The organism is Polynucleobacter sp. AP-Sanab-80-C2, from assembly GCF_035012965.1.
GTDB lineage: Bacteria > Pseudomonadota > Gammaproteobacteria > Burkholderiales > Burkholderiaceae > Polynucleobacter.
Genome location: NZ_JAYGQS010000003.1, coordinates 13,600 through 33,906, shown reverse-complemented (window position 1 = coordinate 33,906; position 20,307 = coordinate 13,600). Strand labels below are relative to the sequence as shown.

The following is a 20,307-nucleotide window of genomic DNA, read 5'->3' as shown; positions in this document are numbered from 1 at the left end:
CAAATTCTATAGTAAAGTTACTTTTCGTACACCAACAGTAAATAAAAAGGTTTATTTTGACCGACGTACTAGTAATTGGCGGAGGTAATGCTGCCTTATGTGCAGCGTTAATGGCAAGAGAGTCTGGGGCGTCTGTGACATTGCTTGAGTCTGCCCCCAAGGAATGGCGTGGTGGCAACTCTTCACACACTCGAAACATCCGTTGTATGCATGAAGAGCCTCAAGATGTTTTATTGGAATCCTATCCTGAAGATGAATATTGGCAGGATTTGCTCAAAGTAACTGGTGGCTTAACCAATGAGCCTCTAGCGAGGATTGCCATTCGTGAATCTGCAACTTGTCGTACTTGGATGCAAAAATATGGAGTGCATTTTCAGGCTCCTCTTTCTGGTACTTTGCACTTATCTAGAACTAACGCATTTTTTATGGGTGGTGGCAAGGCATTGGTAAACGCCTACTACCGAAGCGCTGAAAAGGCTGGTATTGATATTCAATATGACTCTGAGGTTACTTCAATTGAGCTTTCAGATAAACAATTTGTTGCAGCCCATCTTAAGGACGGTCGAAGAATTGCAGCAAAAAGTTGCGTACTTGCTGCAGGAGGTTTTGAATCTAATATTGAATGGCAGCGAGAAGCATGGGGCATTGACGAGCATGGCGCAAGTCCGGCGGATAATTTTTTAATCCGCGGAACCACCTTTAATAAAGGGGTTCTTCTAAAACACATGATTGCCGCTGGCGCGGATCAGGTTGGAGATCCCACTCAGGCACATATGGCAGCAATTGATGCGCGGTCGCCACTTTATGATGGCGGTATTTGTACCCGCATTGATTGTGTTTCTCTTGGTATCGTTGTAAACAAGCATGCCAAGCGTTTTTATGACGAGGGTGAAGATTTTTGGCCTAAGCGTTATGCAATTTGGGGCAGGTTAGTAGCCCAACAGCCTGATCAAATTGCTTATTCGATTATTGACTCGAAATCGATTGGTCGCTTTATGCCCCCAGTATTTTCCGGCAATGAATCTCATAGTCTGGATGAGTTAGCTTCTAAGCTTGGTTTGGACGCTGAGGTGTTAAAAAATACGGTACAAGAATTTAACGCGGCTTGTAAACCCGGCGAGTTTGACCATACGACTTTGGATAATTGCCATACCGAAGGTATAGCTCCTGAAAAAACACATTGGGCTACCACGATTGAAGTGCCCCCATTTTATGGTTACCCTTTGCGACCCGGTGTTACGTTTACCTATCTTGGTCTCAAAACCGATGAGACATCCGCGATATTTTTGAATGGCACTCGCAGCAACAATTTATTTGTAGCTGGAGAAATGATGGCAGGAAATATTTTAGGCAAAGGTTACACGGCTGGTATTGGGATGGCCATAGGGACTGCTTTTGGTCGAATAGCTGGTAGAAATGCCGCCTCTGCAGCAGGGAATGAATCAAGATGCAACAGTTAAATGACTTAATTCAGGAGGCCAGGCGAACTGGCATGAGCGATCAGGAGGGTGAAGTTGATCGCATCATGACAATCTGTAATGCTTGTAGGTATTGCGAGGGTTTCTGTGCAGTGTTTCCCGCTATGACAAGGCGTTTGCAATTTAATAAGGCAGATATTAATTATTTGGCAAATCTTTGTCATAACTGTGGTGCTTGCCTGCATTCATGCCAATATGCTCCTCCGAATGAATTTGCCGTAAATGTCCCGCAGGCTATGGCAGCTGTTCGCCAAGAAACCTATGTTGAATATGCTTGGCCCAAATCATTCGGTAGGCTTTATAAAAATAATGGTGTCATTGTTGCGCTTGCCTGTTCCTTGGCTTTGGCTTTCTTTTTGTGGCTATCAACAGCGCTCAGAGAAAATTCAAACGTAACCTTAAATGGAAACTTTTATGCCGTCTTTCCTCACAATGTATTGGTTTTAATCTTTGGTGCCGTATTTTCCTTTTCTATGCTTGCGCTAGGGATTGGTTTTTATAACTTCTGGCGCAATATTTCTAAGACTGGTGCTTCAATTGCTGCTATTGGTGAATCAGCTCATGACGCCTTGACAATGAAATACCTGGATGGCGGACACGGGCAGGGTTGTAATAATGAGGATGATGGTTTCACGCTTTGGCGAAAGCGTTTTCACCACTTTACCTTTTATGGCTTCATGCTCTGTTTTGCATCTACTAGTGTTGCAACGCTATACCACTATGTTCTGAAACTAGACGCTCCTTATGCGTTTAATAGTCTGCCAGTGATTCTTGGTACGGTTGGCGGACTAGGTCTTTTGATTGGCCCAATTGGACTACTCTTTTTAAATCTACGTCGCAATCCCCTTCATGGTGATGCACGCCAAAAGCCGATGGACAGAGCTTTTATTTTGCTACTGTTTTTGATTAGCTTATCTGGCCTATTCTTACTGGTACTTCGAGAAAGTGCCTTGATGTCTTATTTGCTGATCATTCATTTGGGGTTTGTGATGGGCTTATTTTTAACTATGCCCTATGGAAAATTTGCACACGGCATTTATCGTATGGCAGCCTTATTAAAAAATGCAGTTGAGAAACGTCAGCCAAGTACATTGAAGTTAGGCTCTGACTAGTATGTATTTCTAACTCCACAAAGAAGGCGAGAACTGTGATGAAGAAAAAATTCCTGCATTCTGTTTTTCTACTGACCTTAATGGTTCTTGGGATTGTCTCAACATGGGCTCAACCCTACCCAAATAGACCAATTAAGCTAGTGGTTCCGTACGCGCCTGGCGGTGGCACTGATATTACGGCGAGGCTGATTGCCAAGATACTTTCCTCAAGCCTGAATCAACCTGTTCTTGTTGAGAATAAAGCGGGTGCTGGTGGCACGATCGGTCAGGACTTTGTCTCCAAAGCTTCGCCAGATGGCTACACCTTATTGTTTAGTGCAGCTGGGCCCTTAACGGTTAGCCCATTTACTTACCCTAATTTGCCGTATGACCCAGTAAAAGGTTTTGAGCCAGTGATACTGATATCTGCTCAACCCTTAGTGTTGGTAGTCAATGCGGATTCAAAAATATATTCTGTTGCTGATTTATTGAGGGCCGGATCGGATGCCAAGGGCAGAATGAATTATGGATCCTTTGGGAATGGCAGCGCAGCGCATCTTGCCGGCGAGTCCTTTAAGATGGCGACGAAAATAGATATGACGCATATCCCATTTAAGGGAACCAATCCTGCATTAACTGCCTTGCTTGGCGGGGAGATTGATGTCTTGTTTGATACGGTGAGCACATCTGCACCATTTATTAAGTCTGGCAAGCTAAGAGCACTAGCGGTAAGCTCTAAAAATAGATCTGCGCTATTGCCAGAAGTTCCAACCCTCGTGCAGGCTGGGGTAAGTGGAGTAGATGCTGGTACTTGGTATGGAATCCTCGCCCCTGCTGGTACTGGGCAAAAAATTATTCAGCAATTAAATCAAGCGGTGAATGTCGGATTAGCCAATAAAGAAGTTGTCGAAATATTCTCTGCTGAGGGTACGGTGATCATAGGGGGCACCCCCGAGCAATTTAAAAACTTTATGGCTAGTGAGTTAAAAAAGAATGAGTTAGTAGTGAAGGCTGCAGGAATTACAGCCAATTAATCATGCTTTCATTAGTCTGCTTGAATTTTATTTGCCTTAATGACCTGCGCCCATTTTTCAACTTCAAGCTTAATCTTTTGTTCGGATTGCTCTGGAGTTCTGAGGCTGACAATAAAGCCCATGCCGGATAGTTTATTGCGCATCTCTTGATTGCCAAGGACCTTGGTAATTTCCTGATGAAGTTTTTGAATGATCGATTTTGGGGTTCCTGCAGGCGCCATCAAAAACTGAATGGTTTCCCCTTCAAATTCGGGTAGTCCAGATTCTGCAACTGTAGGGATATCTGGTAGGGAAGGATATCTTGCGGAACTGGTTACTGCTAAGCCAAGCACCTTGCCTCCTGAAATTTGCTGGACAGTTGGCGGTAACACTGCAAAACCAATGGGTACATCATTGCTTAAGACTGCTTGAAGCGCTGGCCCACCACCGTTATAAGCTATGTGTTTAATGTCTAAATTGGCCTTTAGCTTTAGCAACTCGGCTGTCAGCTGCGGACTTGTGCCAGCCCCAGGCGATGAATAGTCATACTTGCCTGGGTTTTGTTTGATTAAGGCCAAAAATTCCTTGAAATTTTTGGCGGGGAATGTGGGATTAACAACGATGATATTAGGTGAGCTTGCTGGCAATGAAATTGCCGCAAAATCACGACTTGCATCATATCCAGAATTTGCAATAAGAGAAGGGTTAATCACAAATGCACTACTGCTAAGAAGAAGTGTGTAGCCATCAGGATTGGATTTGGCAACATATTGAATGCCAATGTTGGCACTTGCTCCAGGCTTATTTTCGATAAAGAATGTGTAACCAGTATTTTCAGTAATTTTTTGGAAGAGCAGCCTACCGAAAATATCAGACGGGCCGCCTGGAGCATAAGGAATCACAACCTTGATTGGTTTATTTGGGTATTCTTGTGCCATACCTATTGAACAGTACAACGCTAGAAAGGCAATGACGCCACAAAAACACTGCTGAATCTTCATGCTTGTCTCCGATGATTTTTATAGTATGGTATCAACTTTAACCATTAATACCCCCTTCTAAATAATTTAATTTAAAGACAACATGAGACTCATTACCTTTACTCACGCTGGTTCAAATCATCCTGAAATCGGTGCTCGCTTGCCAAATCCCTCTGGCGATCAAATTCTGCCATTTGTCGATGTTGCTAAAAAGTTAGGAATTGCGGATTTCCCAGGCGATATGAAGGCCTTCTTGCAGGCTGGTAGCAAGGTGATGGATCAGGCTAAGTCTTGGGTAGTTGCTGCAAGTGATTACTCATCCCTATTCATTAATCCAAAAACAATTACTTACCTACCCCCGATTACCGATGCAGAAAAGTTTCTCTGTGTTGGTAAAAACTATCGCACACACTTAGAAGAGCTCAAGCGCACTAACTTGATTAAAGAAATTCCTCAAGAGCCCACTTCATTTATTAAGCTTAATTCCTGTTTATCTGGTCACGAAGCCAAAGTAGTGCGTCCAAAGGGAATTATTCGCTTGGATTACGAGCCTGAGTTAGTCTTTGTGATTGGCAAAAGAGCCCTGGGGGCAAAAAAAGCTGAGGCTATGGATTACGTAGCGGGTGTCACCATCTTGAATGATTTGACTTGCCGCGATTTGCAATTACGTGAAGTAGCATCTGGTTCGCGTTTTTGGACAGGTAAGAATATTCCAGGCTTTGGTCCTCTTGGGCCAGAAATTGTCACGATCGATGAGATTCCCGATGTTTATAACTTGTGGATGACCTGTTCGGTTAATGGACAAGAGCGGATGCGCGTCAATACAGTGGATCAGATTTGGAAGATCTCAGATATTTTGGAGCACTTCTCGCGCTTTATTCCCATTGAAGCAGGGGACATGTTTTCTACGGGCGCACCTGGCGGTGTTGCTGTTGGCAAAGAAAATGCAGAAGATCTCTATTTAAAGCCCGGTGACGTAGTAGAGTGCGCCATCGATGGTATTTCTACGTTACGCACAACGATTATTGAATAGAGCATTATGAAGCGAGCATTGCCTCTGATGTTGGTACTTTTGTGTTGTACTACTCTTGTGTCATCATTTGTTAGCGCAGCCGATGTTTATCCCTCGAAGTCAATTAAAGTCATCGTGCCGTTTCCACCTGGCGGCGGCGCAGATACATTAATTCGTTTGATTGCTCCCACAGTCGGAGAATTATGGAAGCAATCTATCGTGATTGAAAATCGTCCAGGTGCAAGCGGCTTCATTGGTGCTGACTTGGTTGCCCAGTCTCCAGCAGATGGCTACACCTTATTGATGGGCTCAACTGCTGCCGTCACAGAAAAAAATATTGCACAGTTTTCTCCAGTAGCGCTTGTATCGGCTTCGCCCTATGTTGTTACTACTAACTCTGGATTGAATGTGACTTCAATCAAGGCTTTAATTGCCTATGCAAAATCCAATCCTGGAAAAGTTCGTTATGGCTCTTCAGGACCAGGTTCGGCATCGCACCTAGCAGGTGAGTTATTTGCTTCAATGGCTGGCGTGACATTACTACATGTTCCATACAAAGGAACTGGGCAGGCTTTAACGGATTTATTAGCAGGGCATATTGATTTAATGTTTGCGCCTGCACAAACTGTGATGCCACAAATTGAATCTGGAAAGTTACTAGCTTTAGCGCAAACGGGTGCAAAGCGATCGGAAGCCTTGCCGAATATTCCCACTGTTGCCGAATCTGGTCTACCAGGCTATAGCGCAGTAGGTTGGTTTGGATTGTTCGCGCCTGCCAATACACCAAAATCGGTGGTGCAAAAGATCAACCAAACCGTGATGTTTGTTTTAGCTCAGGAGAGAATTCGGAAGGCTATGTTGGAGCGGGGAAGTGACCCTGCCAGTGGTAGTGCCGAGGAATTTGCTGCGTTTTTACGTCTAGACCAGTCAAAATGGGCCAAATTGATCAAAGAAAACAAGATTGCAGTGCAATAAATGCTTAAATCGGTATCATTTAGGGCTAATCACAGAAATCCCTAGGAAATTACTATGCCAGGCTTACTTCCCAATGTTGATCCAGATGGATTGCTAGAGTTTTCGGTTGTTTACACCGATCGCTCTTTAAATCACATGTCTGAAGAATTTAAACGTGTGATGGTCGATATTTCTAGTGTCCTTAAGGATGCTTATAACGCCAGCTCTGCAGTGATCGTTCCTGGTAGCGGTACTTTCGGCATGGAAGCAGTTGCTCGTCAATTTGCCAATAAACAGAAGTGTCTAGTGCTGCGCAATGGCTGGTTTAGCTATCGTTGGACCCAAATTTTTGACTTGGACCATATCGCTGACAATGTATCTGTTATCAAAGGTCGTCAATTAGAAGATTCTGCACAGGGTGTATTTGCCCCTGCACCGATTGAGGAAGTAGTGGCTTTTATTAAGAAAGAAAAGCCAGCCGTGGTATTTGCTCCTCACGTTGAAACTTCTGCCGGCATCATCTTGCCAGATGATTACCTCAAAGCAGTTGGTGAAGCAGTGCGCTCTGTAAATGGTTTGTTTGTATTAGATTGCATTGCCTCTGGTGCAATGTGGGTTGATATGAAAGCTTGTAATGTGGACGTCTTGATTACAGCGCCACAAAAAGGTTGGAGCAGCTCGCCATGCTGCGCCTTAATCGCTTTAGGCGAAAGAGCTCGTGAGCGTATTGATACTACTCAAAGCAGTAGTTTTTCAATGGACTTGAAAAAGTGGTTGCAAATCATGGAAGCCTATGAAAAGGGCGGCCATGTGTATCACACCACTATGCCTACCGATGCACTCAAGATCTTGCGCGGTGTCATGAAAGAAACACAATCTCTTGGCTTTGCTGCTTTAAAAACAAAACAAGTAGAGCTTGGTACCAAAGTTCGTGAATTACTCGTATCCAAAGGCTATCACTCAGTTTCTGCGAAAGGCTTCCAAGCCCCTTGCGTAGTTGTGAGCTACACCAAGGATCCGGATATTCAGTCTGGCAAAAAATTTATTGCGCTAGGCATGCAAACTGCTGCAGGTGTGCCACTTCAGTGTGATGAAAGATCAGATTTCCGTACATTCCGTCTAGGTTTATTTGGTTTAGAAAAGCTGGCTCATGTTGACCGTACTGTTGGTCACTTAGCTGCCGCCCTAGAAAAAATTACTGAGGCAGAAGCGCAGCCTGCATAATGCGATTTAGTAAAACAAAAAGGCCGTCTGATGATGGCCTTTTTAAATGATTCATAACCTTTTTAGAGGGTCGTATGATTTCTCGTATCGCTCGCTTTAGTTTGGCCACCCTTGTTTCAGCAGCGATTGGGTTATCTTCCATCTCCGCGATGGCTGCCGATTCTTCCACGACAGCTACTCCTACTTCAGCGCCTACTGCTGCTCCAGATGTAGCACCAGCGGATAATGCGATCGCAAAGAAGACTAAAAAAGAAAAGAAAGCCGAGAAAAAAACCAAGAAGAAGTCTAAGAAAAGAGCTAAAGCTACAGAACCAGCAGCTTAGTAGTTTCTAAGCTCTTAGTTGAGGGGCTCCACTTCATTAAAGTCATCGGATGTTTTAGAGTCAGATGACTTTTTTCTTGGGGCATCGTTACGTACTAATAACCACATAGCAGCAATCACCAGCACCATTCCGCCAATCTGCATCAAAGTAATTGGCTCAGACAAAATAAAGTAACCCAAGAAAATAGTGGAGACAGGACCGAGGATGCCGGCCTGTGCAACGAGTGGTGAGCCTATGCGATTGATCGCAATCATCACGAGGAACATGGGAATTACTGTACATAATCCTGCATTGAGAAGGCTGAGCCAGTAAATCTGTGCAGCCTGTTCAAACACAGCGCTAGGGTTATACAGTGAGGATTGAATCACGCTAAATACTGCAGACGCCGTGCTTGCGTAGACTACTAGGCGCACACTACCAATGCGCTTGACCATTTCGCCAGAGCCAATCATATAGATGGCATAACTGCATGCGCTGCCAAAGACCAATATCATTCCGAGCCATGCATGAATGCCTGTCGAGCTCGCATCTTGAATAAAGACGACAAATACCCCAAGGTATCCCACAACTAGGGCATACCACTGCATTCTTGAAATGTACTTGTTTAAGGCAAAGTAAGAAATGAGTAAAACAATCGTTGGTGTCAGGTAGAGAACAATGCGCTCTAATCCAACGGAGATATATTGCAGTCCCAAAAAATCAATATAGCTAGATAAAAAATATCCTAAGAAACCGAGGAAAAATAATTTGCCACGGTCTTGCCAAGTAATCGGGCTCATTGGTTTTCTGCGAGACTCCCACCAGTAGACGCTCCAAAACATTGGAAGTGCCATCAGCATACGTAATGCTAATAAAGTTTCTGCATTGGCCCCATAACCAAAAGCCAGCTTTACCAATACAGCTTTACCGGAAAAGAGCATGGAGCCCACTCCGGCCATCAAAATGCCATAGAGGTAACGTCGGTGGTGATGTTCAGCGCTAGTGGATTGCATACGGTTTTATAACAGTTTATTCAGGAGGCTTCTCATCTCTGCAATTACTTCAGAAGGAGTTAACCCTATTGGGCCAACCCCTTTTTGTACTAGGCTATCGGCAGCGCAAGCATGGAGCTGAACAGCGATGCAGCTAGAGTCCCAAAGATTCAGATGGTGATGCACCCCTTGAGCAGCGATTGCTGTAATGCTACCGGTCAATACATCACCCATGCCACCGGTGCCCATACCGGGATTGCCGGCTTCACATTGAACTGCAGAGTGTTGGGGTCCGGCAATTAAGGTGTGTTGACCTTTGAGAACAACCATAGACTGAGTTAACTGAACTAATTGATGAAGCGAGCTGAAGCGATCTGCTTGAATTTCTGCGGATGAAGATTTCAATAACTTGCCCACTTCACCTGGGTGGGGAGTCAGAATACTTTGACCTGGAAATTGTTGATTGCGTAGTTGAAGTGCACTAAGTAACTCAGTTGAGTCTGCAATCAAATTGAGTGCATCTGCATCAATAATCAACGGAACCTTGGGATAAGCCAGGCAAGCCTTGAGCCATTTAATCGCTAATGCAGAATTACCAAGCCCAGGTCCGATCGCAATGACATCAGGTTGGTTTTGATTTAATACCTCGCTAGGTTCATTGTTGGCCAGGCGAATCATGAGTTCAGGTTGATTGCTATCAGCGCGTGCAGACGCAGGATCAAGCATTTCTAATATGGTCCAGCCAGCACCAAGATGAAGGCAAGCATTTCCGGCAAGGAGGAGGGCGCCTGCCATTCCAGGTGCACCGCCGATCAAGACGGCTTTACCAGCATGACCCTTGTGCTCAGCAGGCTCACGCTTGAGACACATGAGTGGGCCGAGTGGGCTCAGCGCTTGGAGGATATCGAGCTTGCTAGGTGCTAAGGTCATACCAATAGTATCGCTCTGAATGCATTGGAATTTAGCTGATTGAGCTACTTTATTGGGTAAGCTTAGTCCGCTACCTTAGCGCCTTCAATCTGATGACGTTGCAATGCTTGTGCCACAAAGCCGGATTGTTTGAGCTGAGTAATCACATCGCTTAAATATGCAGTGGTCAGTTCGTATTGAGGTCTTGCCTTCGGAATACCAATGGCTTGATTGATTGCCATAAAGCGACCTGGCAACATCCGCAATCCCTCATAGCGCTTGGCATCACTCTCTAGCTGCTGTTTTACGCCTGCTGCCACATTACCTTTGCCTGACATAAAGTCATCCACGACTGCTTGTGAGCTTGTAGCTCGGAGAAGAGTGGCATGTTTGATTTCTCGTGTGAGGTAGAGGTCATAGGCGCTCCCTTTGCCAACTACGATTTCATTACCAGCTACGTCAACTTGTTCATTTGTCTTGATGGGTGAGCTAGCTTTGACCATATAAGCACCTTCAATCTGGATATAGGCTGGCGTATAGCTAATATCAGCGCCTCTGACGGGATCAATTGCTACGAACACTAAATCAATCTCCCCAGTCTTCACGGCATCCACTGTATTGCCTGCTGTTTTGAATGGAATGAGTTTGACTGGTAGACCAATACGCTTCCCGATTTCTTGGGCGATATCAACCGTCACTCCCTGGGCTTGGTGGCTCACAGGATTTTCATTGGCCAAAATGGGGTTACCTAAGTTAATGCCAACACGTAGAGTGCCTGTAGGCGCAAACGAGGAAATCATGGAGGGATCAATAGTTTTCATGGGGCGATAGGACTGGCCAGAGGGTTGGCTATGGCTAGATTGTGAAATCCACAGTATTGCGAGGAAGAAAAGAACTTTGTTCATTCAGTAAGTATAAAAAAACCGCGGCGAACCGCGGTTTCATTTGCTATTGAAGAATTACTTCTTCGCGTCAGCTGCAGGGGCCGCTGCTGGTGCCGCTGGTGCAGCCGGAGCTGCTGCAGGAGCATCTTTTTTAGCATCTTCAATATGAACTGCTTCAGCACCATGCTTTTCACCGCCCATATCAATATTGCCATCGCCCTTGAGGAGTAAGTAGGCTGTGGCACCAACTAATACAAGTACCATAATGATGATTGAACGGTTGCTCATGGATTTTCCCTCGGTTTGGTTTAAATTCTGACAATATTAACTCTACTTAGAGCCTCAGTAAATCCTCGCAAGCCCTAGTGGCTGATTCTCCTGGTTAAACTAGGTATTAATACTGAGAATATTGAGTGGGGCAGCACAAAGGATAAGATGATTTCACATAGATGTTTTAAGGTAGCAATATGAGTCCAAAGCTTCCCATTAATAATGCTCAAACCATTACTGAGTTTTTAAATCTTCACAAGAGTCAGACGTCTGAAGAAGATTCCGTTGATTCTTATAAGTTTGCTTTTGACGATGAAGCATTTTTGTCTCGCAGGGAAACGATCGGTATTCGCTTTGAATTGGAATTACTCAAGCCTGAGATACTACTAAAAGAGCATGGCATAGACCATACGATTACAGTATTTGGTTCTACCCGTTTTGTCAGTCGAGAGCATGCAGAAGTATTCATCAAGGATGCCAAGACGCCTACAGAGTTGGAGGCTGCCAAGAAAGCATTACTTCATAGTCAGTATTACGAGTCTGCTAGAGACTTCGGGGCTTTAGTAGCGCATTACAACGCGACTCAACAACAGAGTTCTAACAAGCTACATATTTGTACTGGCGGTGGCCCGGGAATTATGGAGGCGGCTAATCGTGGTGCATTTGAAGCGGGTGATCAAACGATTGGTTTTAATATTAGTTTGCCAAGAGAGCAGCACCCGAATCCTTATATTAGTCCAGGCTTAAGTTTCCGCTTTCATTACTTTGCTTTACGTAAGATGCATTTCATGTTGCGAGCTAGGGCCATCGTTGCTTATCCTGGTGGCTTTGGGTCTTTTGATGAGCTATTTGAGGTGTTAACTTTGATGCAGACTAAAAAGGTAGTTAGCATCCCAGTCATATTAGTCGGCAAAGCTTTTTGGAATGAGATGGTGAACTTTAAGGGAATGGTGCAGTTTGGGGTGATTGATCAAGAGGATATGAAAGCGATCCATTTTGTCGAGACTGCCCAAGAAGCTTGGAAGATCATTCAAGACTGGTATCAATTGGCCTAAAGGCATTGTCGGCCAAAGTAAAATAGCCTAAAGACAATCGAATCCATTTATGAACCCTGCACAAACTAGCATTGCTAGCAATTTAGACCTACCTGGCTACCTCTTAGGTGGATTCATGTTATTGGTGGTGATGGTATTTCATGGTGTTTTGTTACTGCAGATTGCTAAGCGCTATGAAGTCAAAACTTTTCTGTATTTAGCTGAGAAAAAATATTCCACGGTTGCTGCCTGCTTTTACATCAGTGTATTTTGTTTATTCCTCACCCACATTACAGAAATTTTCATTTGGGGTATCGCACTGTTTGTATTGAAATTAGTGCCTACTTTAGGGCAAAGCATTTTGTTTAGTGGCAGCACCTATACCGCGATGGGTTTCATGGAAGATATTCTGCCAGATGGCTGGAAAATGCTGGCAGTCATCATTGCCTTCTCGGGGATGTTTTCTTTTGCATGGACTGCCTCTGTCATGATTTCAATGACCAAGAATTTTCGTCAGGCCTATACCAAGCTACACATGAAAAAACTCAATATCTCTTCTGAGATCATTGATCGCTTTGAATAAATCATGACGAAGGCTTGGGATGCCATCGTTATCGGTGGCGGTGCAGCTGGTCTGTTTTGTGCTGGTGTAGCTGGTCAGCTTGGCAAAAAAGTGCTCGTTTTAGATCATGCAACAGTTTTAGGTGAAAAGATCCGTATTAGCGGTGGAGGGCGTTGCAACTTTACTAATGTCCATAGCAGCCCTGCTAATTTTCTCTCGCTCAATCCTCATTTTGTGAAGAGTGCCTTAGCAAAATATTCCTCAAAAGAATTTATCAAACTCGTAACTACTCATGGCATTCACTACCATGAGAAACATCAAGGGCAATTATTTTGTGATGACTCTGCCAAGCAGATTATCGAGATGTTATTCACTGAATGTGCCACAGGAAAAGTCGTAATCCGTAATCCCGTAGCAGTAGCGGCTGTTACAAAAGAGGGTGAGCATTGGCTCATTCATACCAGCGAGGGCGTAGAGAAAACCCATTCTGTAGTCATGGCTACGGGCGGCTTGCCTGTTCCCGCAATTGGCGCAACTGCTTACTCCCTTGATATTGCAAAACAGTTTGGTCTTGAGGTGGTTGATCCTAGGCCGGCATTAGTGCCACTCTCATTTACTGCAGATACCTTTGGTAATCTGAATGAGCTTGCTGGTCTGAGTGTTCCAGTCCGGATCGCATCTGGCTCTAAAGGCTATCGTTATGGTGCATGTCGCTTTAATGAAGATGTATTGCTGACCCACAAAGGTTTATCTGGACCTGCGGTACTACAAGCCAGTAGTTATTGGCTTGAGGGTGAGCCTATCCATATTGATTGGTTAGGTGCCATTGAGCGACCAGGTGGCTTTAGCTGCGATACCTTATTTAACAATGAAGACAATCGACTTAAGCTGACAGAAACCATATTGGCTTCAGTTTTACCCCAAAGGCTTGCTAAAGCTTTTGCAGAACAAAGAAATCTGCTGGGGCGTAAGTGGGCCGAGGTATCCAAGAAAGATCGTCAGGCCCTCAAAGAGCTCATCACCAATTGGGCTGTGAAGCCGGCCGGAACTTTGGGTTGGAAAAAGGCTGAGGTCATGTTAGGCGGTGTAGATACAAAAGACTTAGATGGGCAAACGATGATGTCGCGCCAACATCCAGGTTTATATTTCATTGGTGAATGTGTTGATGTCACCGGGCACTTAGGGGGTCACAATTTCCAGTGGGCCTGGGCAAGTGGCCATGCTTGTGCTCAAGCTCTTTAGGTAGCCCCAGTACTAATGACTTTTCTTGAGTTTTTTCTTCTCACGCGAGCGAATATTCAGTAACTCTACGGTGAGTGAGAATCCCATCGCAACATATACATAGCCCTTAGGAATATGCATACCCATACCTTCTGCAATCAGTACCACGCCAACCACCGTCAAGAAGGAGAGGGCTAAGACCTTGATAGAAGGGTGACGTTGCACAAAGTCGCCAATCGGCTTGGCAGCAATCAGCATAATGAGAATCGAAGCAATCACGGCCGCAATCATGACGCTGATTTCATCGACCATACCTACTGCCGTAATCACGCTGTCGAGCGAGAAGATAATATCGAGTAAGCCGATTTGTAATACAGAGCTAAGAAATAGAGCGGGAATCGACTTTTTGACCGTATCGTTATCGACATTTTCAATTTGTGCATCGTGTTCGCCCACTTCTACTTCAACGTAGATTTCTTTAGATGCTTTCCAGATTAAAAAGAATCCACCCAGCAATAGGATGAGATCACGACCGCTAATAGAATGATCTAACAATGTGAAGAGTGGAGTGGTAAGACTCATTACCCAAGTCAGGCTGAGTAATAGTAAGATGCGGGTGGCTAAAGCAAAGAACAGGCCAAAGCGCCGTACTTTTTCCCGAATTTCTATTGGCAGTCTATTGGCAATGACGCTAATAAAAATAATGTTGTCTATTCCCAGAACAATTTCCAGAGCAGAGAGCGTTAAAAAAGCGATCCAAGCATTGGGATCACTTAATAATTGCAGGGCACTTTCGATCATTGCTTATTTCTCTAAATTGAATTCAAGCTAAAGTGTATCGAAGTCAAAAAAAAGTGCTTGATTAAACTAAACCCCTAATAATCATCAGGATAAAACTACAAAATTTAGTTGGGCTGATTTCTCATCCAATCGGCAGTATTGAAGAGGGATTCTTCTAGTTGTTTAGCAATATTGCCGTCAATGCCACACTCTTCAAGCGCACGATACATACATGCTAGCCATTGGTTGCGCTCTAGGATGCCAATCTTAAAATGCAGATGACGAGCACGCAGCATAGGGTGCCCATATTTGGGTGAATAAATGTCAGGTCCGCCCATCCAGCCTGTGAGGAAGAACTTAAGCTTTTCTCGAGAGCTGGTTGAATCTGGTGGATGGATAGCCTGAAGCTCGGCAAACTGGGGTTCTAGTGCCATGAGATCATAGAAACGATCGACCAATTCATCTACCTTATCGATGCCCCCAATGGCCTCATAAATACTGTGTTTTTCCATGGTATTGTCATTTTAATGCCATAAATTAGAAGGAATTGGCAGTCTGCCAATTTCGGTATAGAGTGGATATGAGAGATTTGATAAACCCCATATTGATAGGAGTGAAAAAATGGATGCACAAGAACTGCAAAAATGGCAACGTGAAAAAGCCAAAGAATTATTTGATTATTCACATACTTTGCTAGAGGCTGCAAAAAAATTGAGTGAACATCACTTAGCTGAGATTGAGTGGGGCATGAAGAATGCTTTAGATAGTGCAAAATCTGCCGCTAAAAATGATTTGGCGAAGTTGAAGGATTTGCAAGATGAGGCAACAAAAGAAGCAGCTAAACGGGCGAACGCTTATCAAAAGAAAGTGAAAGCTGTCTTGAAAGACTTGAGTGAGGGCGCTGCTGATGAAACAGAGAAGCATCTTGAAAAAGTACGCGCATCACTGGTAACTTGGCTTGAAGATGCTGAAAATAAAATGCCAGCACATGCCGACAAGTTATCTAAAGTGGTTCACGAAATGTCTACTACTGGTCAGAATATGTTTAAAGAAGGGCGCCGTATTGTGAATGAAGTTGCGGATGCTGCAGAAAAAAATATTGATGAATTGGTTAAGAAGACACCATCATCGAAGAAAAAGTCTGACTAATTCTCCGTGTATTAGCCAAAGAGCCGCCTCAATTGTTGAGGCGGTTTTTTTATTTCCAGCCTTGTACCCATAGCTCACTATTAGTGAGGTCACGCCAAGCAATCTGTGTCGTCTTCTTGCTATAGACTGCCTCAATCTCGACGAACTCTATTTTTTCGTTGGGCGGCTCGGGAAGAATGACCTTGCTCACTAGAAAATGCTTTTGTTTGGCAATCGGCTTTACTGCAGTCCACTTAGTGAGTAGCAGTTTCTTGGGACTCAGTTTATTCATCTGAAGTGCTGCCTAGAGTGCTGAGCATTGATACTCTTGCCCATTCATAATAAGTAGGCCAGTGGAGGGTGTAAATAATGTTCCCGATTGCTCAATTTGAGCGGGACATTGTTGAGCAAAATAGCTGAGATTACCTAGACTGCCACAGTAATCAAGCTTGCCCCCTTTAAACTCCATTTGTGCTTTACGAAGCACCATGGGGATTTTGGTTTCGCTGGCGGAATGACAAGTCCAAGTCGTATAGGTTTCTCTGTCGCACCCACTAAGTAAAGCCAACATCACAATGAGCAGCTGGGCATGGAGTACTTTTTTAGCAGAGTTCATGGAGGTAGCTTACCCTGTTTTATGACTTCATTCACTCTTTAAATTAGTATTAAGATTGTGTAATCTATTTGATAGTGGAGACAACATGAGTATCAATAAAAATATGAGTCGTCGGAGTGCCCTCAAAATGAGCCTTGGTGCTGCTGCCTTCACAACGGCGGCAGTCTCAGGTCAGACCCAGGCGGCTTCTATCAAAACTCCATTTATCGTTGGGCAAACTTATATTCCCATCGCTGGCAGTGCAGAAGAGTTTCCAGTTAGACGTATTTATTGCATTGGTCGAAATTATGCCGCTCATGCTAGAGAAATGGGTTCTGACCCCACTCGAGAGCCGCCATTCTTTTTTCAAAAACCAACTGATGCCATTCAATTTGTGGCTCCCAATAAAATCGTCGAACATCCCTACCCAAGCTTGACTAAAAACTATCACTATGAAGTTGAGTTAGTCGCTGCAATCAGCAAGGGTGGCAAGAATATTCCAGTAGAAAAAGCGCTAGAGCATGTATATGGATATGCCTTGGGTCTGGATATGACTCGAAGAGATCTGCAGCGTTTTATGGGAGATCAAAAAAAGCCTTGGGAAATTGGTAAATCTTTTGATTACTCCGCTCCTATTGGCCCGATCTTTCCTGTGGCGCAAGTGGGGCATTTTCAGAGTGGAAAAATTACCCTATCGGTGAACGGCGTAACCAAGCAAAGTGCAGACCTCAATCAAATGATTTGGTCAGTAGCAGAGCAGATCGCCAAGTTATCTGAAGCGAATGAGATCTTTCCTGGGGATATTATTTATTCAGGAACCCCAGAAAATGTAGGTCCAGTAGTCAAAGGGGATGTGATCCGCTGCACGATTGATCGACTACCCGATTTGGTGATCAAGGTAGTTTGATTCATTGCTAAAGAACCCAGAAGTGATGGGTTCCATCTTTGCCCAGTTGTTCCACTAAACCAAACTCCCAATCGAGGTAGGCCTGCATTGCTGCAGGATCTACGCTCGTTCCTTCATACGGACGTTTGTAGCGATCTAGTGGTGGGGAAGCTAGATGGCTGGGGCCTTTCTCTAGCTCTAAGCCAGCGCTAATCCATGCGGCATTGCCACCTTCTAAAACGAATACTTCTGCGTTAGTTGGCACCTGAAATTCTTGTGCAACAAATAGACTTAATTCTGCAGGTGCGCTGGTAAGAACATAACGATTGGCTTTGGGAATCTTTTGCATCGCATCCGCCAATTGAGAGCGCAGGGCATACCAGCTACCAGGGATGTGACCCTTGACATAATTAGCGTGTGTACTGAAATCTACCGCAATCGTAGTGCTATCTGCTTTTAGCCAGTTCGCTAAAGTGATTGCATCAACCATCTTCACTTGAGGAAGGTTTGGTAAAGGTGGCTGCCATGAACCTTTCTCAGTGAGGGCAGCAGTGCTGACATCATCGAGAACATAAACCTCCCAAGCCATTTGTGCTAACCAAGAGGCAGGCATATTGGCTCGAACGCTGCCACCGCTAGGGTCTACTAAGACAATGCGTGCGCCGCGCACTGGAGCAACCATTTCTGTTTCTTGAACAAGTTGCCCACCAGGTACCGAACGAAATCCTGGAAGATGGCCGGATTCATATTCTTCTGGGGTGCGAGTATCAAAGAAATAAGTTGTCCGCTCACTCTGAGATTTCCACTGATCTACATCAGCTAGAGTGGCGCGTTTCACACCAGCACTATCAGCCACCCTGCGTGCCCGCTGCGCTGCTTCGCTGGTAGTGCCTTGGCTCACATCTTTAAATTTGCGAGTTTGACCCTTGTCCAGTTCTTGTCCCGCTAGAGTCCAGCCAATCGTACCATTGCGTAGTGCATTGACTTCATTGGGGATGCCCGCATTGATGAGTGATTGTGTGCCGATGATGCTGCGAGTTCTGCCGGCGCAGTTGACGATGATCTTGGTTTTGGGATTGGGTGCTAACTCTGGTAAACGAAGAACCAACTCAGCGCCTGGTACGCTGATGCCAGTAGGGATACTCATGGTGTTGTATTCATCAAAGCGACGCACGTCTACTACGACGACATCTGCTTGATCGTCGATGAGCTGTTTTACTTCTTGGGCAGAGAGGGATGGGGTATGGCGCTTTGATTCCACTAACTCACCAAAAGATTTACTGGGTACGTTTACATCCTTAAAGACTTCGCCACCTGCAGCTTTCCAAGCTTGCACACCACCCTCAAATACAGATACATCGCTAAAACCTAAAGACAGTAAGCGTTGTGCAGCCAACTCTGCATAGCCCTCGCCATCATCGAGCGTCACAATCGGAATATGTGTGTTTGGCAGTTTTCCGTAAGCATCTATTTCAATACGAGAGAGTGGTAAGTTGGCAGCGAATAAAGGATGCTCGCGTGCATGTGGGTCTTCTTCACGGACATCTAAAAAAGCAATTTCTTCTTTGTTTAAAAGTTTATTACGTACGAAGGAATAATGTTTTACTGGAATGCTCATATTGTCTCTACTGTTTTGATTAATCTAATTTAGCGCCGGACTTTTTAACCACTTCGCTCCAGCGCACAATCTCTTGGTTGATGTAATTGGCTAATTCAGGGCGGCTCATTTTTGGTACGGTAGCGCCCATGCCAGCCCAGCGCTCTTTAATCTCAGGTGAGGCAAGCGCGCTTTGTACTTCTGTGCTCATCTTATCGACAATCTCTTTGGGCGTACCTTTAATTGCCCACATGGCATACCAGCTCGAGACTACAAAATTGCTGATACCCAATTCTTGTGCGGTAGGTACATTTGGAAAAGCAGGGTTGCGTTGATTACTTGCAACCGCGACAGCAATAAGTTGACCGCTTTTAATAAACGGTGCTGCACCAGCTAGGGTGTCAAACATCATATCGACTTGACCGGCAACTAAATCTTGTAATGCTGGACCAGTGCCACGATAGGGAATGTGGGTGATGAATAATTTGTTTTGCATCTTAAACAGCTCACCAGCTAAGTGTTGTGATGTGCCGTTGCCTGTCGATGCATAGTTGTATTTGCCAGGATGCTTACGAATTTCTTCAATGATGGATTTCAAATCATTTTTTGGAAACTTACTAGGGTTGACGACGACCACATGGGGAACGCTGCCGATGATGGCAATGGGCTCAAAGTCTTTGGTAATGTCATAAGGCAGGTTGGGGTACATGCTGGGTGCAATCGAGTGATGCACTGCACCAAGAAGCCAGGTATATCCATCAGGAGCCATTTTTGCTGCAACGCCAGCACCCAGGGTGCCGCCTGCCCCGCCGCGGTTATCTACCACGATGGAATCATTGAGCTGGGTAGAAAGCTGTTTGGCCAAAGGGCGCCCAAAGGCATCTACAGCGCCGCCTGGGGGGAAGGGGTTAATAAAGGTGATGGGCTTGTTCGGGGCGGGCCAGGTGGTGTTTTGAGCACTTGCCATCAAGGTGACAAGGGAGAGCAGGCTGGCAGTTGCTAAAACTAGGATTTTTCTGAGCATTTTGATGTCTCCAGGATATTTTGTCTGATTAAAGCATTTTGGCTGAATGACTGCTTCTAAGAGTTATCCCTGATAAAAATCGCCATTTTTAGTGCTTTTTATGGGGATATACTGACTTCGTTGTTGGTATGAATATTTATTTGATGAATGGGAGACAAGATGTCACAACACGATACATTGTTAGCTGCTTTCGAAACATACAAAGCTGAGAACGAAAAATTTATTGAAAAAGGTATTAAGGCATCTGCAGCTCGCGCTCGTAAAGCCTTGCAAGAAATCGCTGGCGCTTGTAAGGAGCGTCGTAAAGAAATTACCGCTACAAAAGAAGCAATGGAAGCTAAGAAGTAATTCTTACCCCCAATTGATCTAAA

24 protein-coding genes are annotated in these 20,307 nt (G+C 44.7%); 13 read left to right on the top strand and 11 right to left on the bottom strand.

The genetic code is table 11. From position 1 onward, the window contains the following. Positions 1-56: 56 nt before the first annotated feature. From tcuA to VC178_RS05525, 3 genes are read left to right on the top strand one after another with little or no spacing between them, the layout of a single operon-like run. Positions 57-1,460 carry an FAD-dependent tricarballylate dehydrogenase TcuA gene (gene tcuA, locus VC178_RS05535; protein ID WP_216125267.1) on the top strand — a complete coding sequence of 468 codons (1,404 nt, stop codon included), beginning with the start codon at positions 57-59 and terminating at the stop codon, positions 1,458-1,460. Further along, entirely contained in the window at positions 1,448-2,590 is a 1,143-nt protein-coding gene (gene tcuB / locus VC178_RS05530; protein WP_323481852.1) for a tricarballylate utilization 4Fe-4S protein TcuB, read from the top strand. Before tcuA ends, tcuB begins: the two co-directional genes overlap by 13 nt. A 38-nt stretch (positions 2,591-2,628) precedes the next feature. Then, entirely contained in the window at positions 2,629-3,603 is a 975-nt protein-coding gene (locus VC178_RS05525) for a Bug family tripartite tricarboxylate transporter substrate binding protein (protein WP_216125277.1), read from the top strand. An 11-nt stretch (positions 3,604-3,614) separates the two neighbouring features. Here VC178_RS05525 and VC178_RS05520 read toward each other — a convergent pair whose 3' ends face one another. Beyond that, positions 3,615-4,583: a tripartite tricarboxylate transporter substrate binding protein gene (locus VC178_RS05520; protein WP_323481851.1), complete on the bottom strand. Its 969-nt coding sequence runs from the start codon at positions 4,581-4,583 to the stop codon at positions 3,615-3,617. 82 nt (positions 4,584-4,665) lie between these two features. On the opposite strand from VC178_RS05520, the gene VC178_RS05515 reads away from it, so the two are divergent. From VC178_RS05515 to VC178_RS05500, 4 genes are all read left to right on the top strand, one after another. Next, positions 4,666-5,595 (top strand): fumarylacetoacetate hydrolase family protein, encoded by a 930-nt coding sequence (locus VC178_RS05515; protein WP_323481850.1) that lies wholly within the window; start codon positions 4,666-4,668, stop codon positions 5,593-5,595. 57 nt (positions 5,596-5,652) lie between these two features. Further along, a complete protein-coding gene (locus VC178_RS05510) occupies positions 5,653-6,549 on the top strand; it encodes a tripartite tricarboxylate transporter substrate binding protein (RefSeq protein WP_323481849.1) in 897 nt (298 codons plus the stop codon). Positions 6,550-6,603: 54 nt separating this feature from the next. Next, positions 6,604-7,752, top strand: coding sequence for an aminotransferase class V-fold PLP-dependent enzyme (locus tag VC178_RS05505; protein WP_216125291.1), 1,149 nt, complete (start codon positions 6,604-6,606; stop codon positions 7,750-7,752). Between the two features lie 74 nt (positions 7,753-7,826). Then, on the top strand, positions 7,827-8,075 hold the full coding sequence (locus tag VC178_RS05500) for a protein tyrosine phosphatase (RefSeq protein ID WP_323481848.1): 249 nt from the start codon (positions 7,827-7,829) through the stop codon (positions 8,073-8,075). A gap of 14 nt (positions 8,076-8,089) precedes the next feature. On the opposite strand, the gene VC178_RS05495 is transcribed toward VC178_RS05500, so the two are convergent. The 4 genes from VC178_RS05495 to VC178_RS05480 all read right to left on the bottom strand — a co-directional run bounded on the left by VC178_RS05495 (position 8,090) and on the right by VC178_RS05480 (position 11,127). Then, positions 8,090-9,067 (bottom strand): DMT family transporter, encoded by a 978-nt coding sequence (locus VC178_RS05495; protein ID WP_323481847.1) that lies wholly within the window; start codon positions 9,065-9,067, stop codon positions 8,090-8,092. A 6-nt stretch (positions 9,068-9,073) separates the two neighbouring features. Beyond that, a complete protein-coding gene (locus VC178_RS05490; protein ID WP_323481846.1) occupies positions 9,074-9,976 on the bottom strand; it encodes an NAD(P)H-hydrate dehydratase in 903 nt (300 codons plus the stop codon). 62 nt (positions 9,977-10,038) lie between these two features. Further along, positions 10,039-10,860, bottom strand: a complete 822-nt coding sequence (locus VC178_RS05485; protein WP_323481845.1) for an ABC transporter substrate-binding protein — start codon at positions 10,858-10,860, stop codon at positions 10,039-10,041. Positions 10,861-10,914: 54 nt separating this feature from the next. After that, positions 10,915-11,127, bottom strand: a complete 213-nt coding sequence (locus VC178_RS05480) for a hypothetical protein (RefSeq protein ID WP_215318317.1) — start codon at positions 11,125-11,127, stop codon at positions 10,915-10,917. A 179-nt stretch (positions 11,128-11,306) separates the two neighbouring features. Here VC178_RS05480 and VC178_RS05475 point away from each other — a divergent pair, with 179 nt between their 5' ends. From VC178_RS05475 to VC178_RS05465, 3 genes are read left to right on the top strand one after another with little or no spacing between them, the layout of a single operon-like run. Further along, positions 11,307-12,164: a TIGR00730 family Rossman fold protein gene (locus VC178_RS05475; protein WP_323481844.1), complete on the top strand. Its 858-nt coding sequence runs from the start codon at positions 11,307-11,309 to the stop codon at positions 12,162-12,164. Between the two features lie 49 nt (positions 12,165-12,213). After that, positions 12,214-12,726, top strand: coding sequence for a hypothetical protein (locus VC178_RS05470; RefSeq protein ID WP_215318315.1), 513 nt, complete (start codon positions 12,214-12,216; stop codon positions 12,724-12,726). 3 nt (positions 12,727-12,729) lie between these two features. Then, on the top strand, positions 12,730-13,947 hold the full coding sequence (locus tag VC178_RS05465; RefSeq protein ID WP_323481843.1) for an NAD(P)/FAD-dependent oxidoreductase: 1,218 nt from the start codon (positions 12,730-12,732) through the stop codon (positions 13,945-13,947). 12 nt (positions 13,948-13,959) lie between these two features. On the opposite strand, the gene VC178_RS05460 is transcribed toward VC178_RS05465, so the two are convergent. Continuing rightward, positions 13,960-14,727 (bottom strand): TerC family protein, encoded by a 768-nt coding sequence (locus tag VC178_RS05460; protein ID WP_323481842.1) that lies wholly within the window; start codon positions 14,725-14,727, stop codon positions 13,960-13,962. 104 nt (positions 14,728-14,831) lie between these two features. After that, positions 14,832-15,218: a group II truncated hemoglobin gene (locus VC178_RS05455; protein ID WP_215295118.1), complete on the bottom strand. Its 387-nt coding sequence runs from the start codon at positions 15,216-15,218 to the stop codon at positions 14,832-14,834. Between the two features lie 109 nt (positions 15,219-15,327). Here VC178_RS05455 and VC178_RS05450 point away from each other — a divergent pair, with 109 nt between their 5' ends. Continuing rightward, a complete protein-coding gene (locus VC178_RS05450) occupies positions 15,328-15,855 on the top strand; it encodes a hypothetical protein (protein WP_215295116.1) in 528 nt (175 codons plus the stop codon). Between the two features lie 49 nt (positions 15,856-15,904). Here VC178_RS05450 and VC178_RS05445 read toward each other — a convergent pair whose 3' ends face one another. After that, on the bottom strand, positions 15,905-16,126 hold the full coding sequence (locus VC178_RS05445; RefSeq protein ID WP_215295114.1) for a TIGR02450 family Trp-rich protein: 222 nt from the start codon (positions 16,124-16,126) through the stop codon (positions 15,905-15,907). Positions 16,127-16,138: 12 nt separating this feature from the next. Continuing rightward, on the bottom strand, positions 16,139-16,450 hold the full coding sequence (locus VC178_RS05440; RefSeq protein WP_323481841.1) for a hypothetical protein: 312 nt from the start codon (positions 16,448-16,450) through the stop codon (positions 16,139-16,141). Positions 16,451-16,535: 85 nt separating this feature from the next. Between VC178_RS05440 and VC178_RS05435 the strand changes: the two genes are divergently transcribed. Further along, positions 16,536-17,336, top strand: a complete 801-nt coding sequence (locus VC178_RS05435; RefSeq protein ID WP_323481840.1) for a fumarylacetoacetate hydrolase family protein — start codon at positions 16,536-16,538, stop codon at positions 17,334-17,336. Between the two features lie 7 nt (positions 17,337-17,343). Here VC178_RS05435 and VC178_RS05430 read toward each other — a convergent pair whose 3' ends face one another. Beyond that, positions 17,344-18,933, bottom strand: a complete 1,590-nt coding sequence (locus VC178_RS05430; protein ID WP_323481839.1) for a rhodanese homology domain-containing protein — start codon at positions 18,931-18,933, stop codon at positions 17,344-17,346. Positions 18,934-18,952: 19 nt separating this feature from the next. Next, positions 18,953-19,936, bottom strand: a complete 984-nt coding sequence (locus tag VC178_RS05425) for a Bug family tripartite tricarboxylate transporter substrate binding protein (RefSeq protein ID WP_216125318.1) — start codon at positions 19,934-19,936, stop codon at positions 18,953-18,955. Between the two features lie 159 nt (positions 19,937-20,095). Here VC178_RS05425 and VC178_RS05420 point away from each other — a divergent pair, with 159 nt between their 5' ends. Next, complete coding sequence (locus tag VC178_RS05420; protein ID WP_087909716.1) at positions 20,096-20,284, top strand: hypothetical protein; 189 nt, start codon at positions 20,096-20,098, stop codon at positions 20,282-20,284. Positions 20,285-20,307: the final 23 nt, after the last annotated feature.

Coding starts and splice junctions, on each gene's coding strand:
- VC178_RS05440 (WP_323481841.1), bottom strand. CDS start 16,450: ATGAACTCTGCTAAAAAAGTACTCCATGCCCAGCTGCTCATTGTGATG.
- VC178_RS05525 (WP_216125277.1), top strand. CDS start 2,629: ATGAAGAAAAAATTCCTGCATTCTGTTTTTCTACTGACCTTAATGGTT.
- VC178_RS05520 (WP_323481851.1), bottom strand. CDS start 4,583: ATGAAGATTCAGCAGTGTTTTTGTGGCGTCATTGCCTTTCTAGCGTTG.
- VC178_RS05500 (WP_323481848.1), top strand. CDS start 7,827: ATGATTTCTCGTATCGCTCGCTTTAGTTTGGCCACCCTTGTTTCAGCA.
- VC178_RS05490 (WP_323481846.1), bottom strand. CDS start 9,976: ATGACCTTAGCACCTAGCAAGCTCGATATCCTCCAAGCGCTGAGCCCA.
- VC178_RS05460 (WP_323481842.1), bottom strand. CDS start 14,727: ATGATCGAAAGTGCCCTGCAATTATTAAGTGATCCCAATGCTTGGATC.
- VC178_RS05505 (WP_216125291.1), top strand. CDS start 6,604: ATGCCAGGCTTACTTCCCAATGTTGATCCAGATGGATTGCTAGAGTTT.
- VC178_RS05420 (WP_087909716.1), top strand. CDS start 20,096: ATGTCACAACACGATACATTGTTAGCTGCTTTCGAAACATACAAAGCT.
- VC178_RS05445 (WP_215295114.1), bottom strand. CDS start 16,126: ATGAATAAACTGAGTCCCAAGAAACTGCTACTCACTAAGTGGACTGCA.
- tcuB (WP_323481852.1), top strand. CDS start 1,448: ATGCAACAGTTAAATGACTTAATTCAGGAGGCCAGGCGAACTGGCATG.
- VC178_RS05430 (WP_323481839.1), bottom strand. CDS start 18,933: ATGAGCATTCCAGTAAAACATTATTCCTTCGTACGTAATAAACTTTTA.
- VC178_RS05450 (WP_215295116.1), top strand. CDS start 15,328: ATGGATGCACAAGAACTGCAAAAATGGCAACGTGAAAAAGCCAAAGAA.
- VC178_RS05435 (WP_323481840.1), top strand. CDS start 16,536: ATGAGTATCAATAAAAATATGAGTCGTCGGAGTGCCCTCAAAATGAGC.
- VC178_RS05470 (WP_215318315.1), top strand. CDS start 12,214: ATGAACCCTGCACAAACTAGCATTGCTAGCAATTTAGACCTACCTGGC.
- VC178_RS05475 (WP_323481844.1), top strand. CDS start 11,307: ATGAGTCCAAAGCTTCCCATTAATAATGCTCAAACCATTACTGAGTTT.
- VC178_RS05485 (WP_323481845.1), bottom strand. CDS start 10,860: ATGAACAAAGTTCTTTTCTTCCTCGCAATACTGTGGATTTCACAATCT.
- VC178_RS05495 (WP_323481847.1), bottom strand. CDS start 9,067: ATGCAATCCACTAGCGCTGAACATCACCACCGACGTTACCTCTATGGC.
- VC178_RS05455 (WP_215295118.1), bottom strand. CDS start 15,218: ATGGAAAAACACAGTATTTATGAGGCCATTGGGGGCATCGATAAGGTA.
- VC178_RS05425 (WP_216125318.1), bottom strand. CDS start 19,936: ATGCTCAGAAAAATCCTAGTTTTAGCAACTGCCAGCCTGCTCTCCCTT.
- VC178_RS05515 (WP_323481850.1), top strand. CDS start 4,666: ATGAGACTCATTACCTTTACTCACGCTGGTTCAAATCATCCTGAAATC.
- VC178_RS05465 (WP_323481843.1), top strand. CDS start 12,730: ATGACGAAGGCTTGGGATGCCATCGTTATCGGTGGCGGTGCAGCTGGT.
- VC178_RS05480 (WP_215318317.1), bottom strand. CDS start 11,127: ATGAGCAACCGTTCAATCATCATTATGGTACTTGTATTAGTTGGTGCC.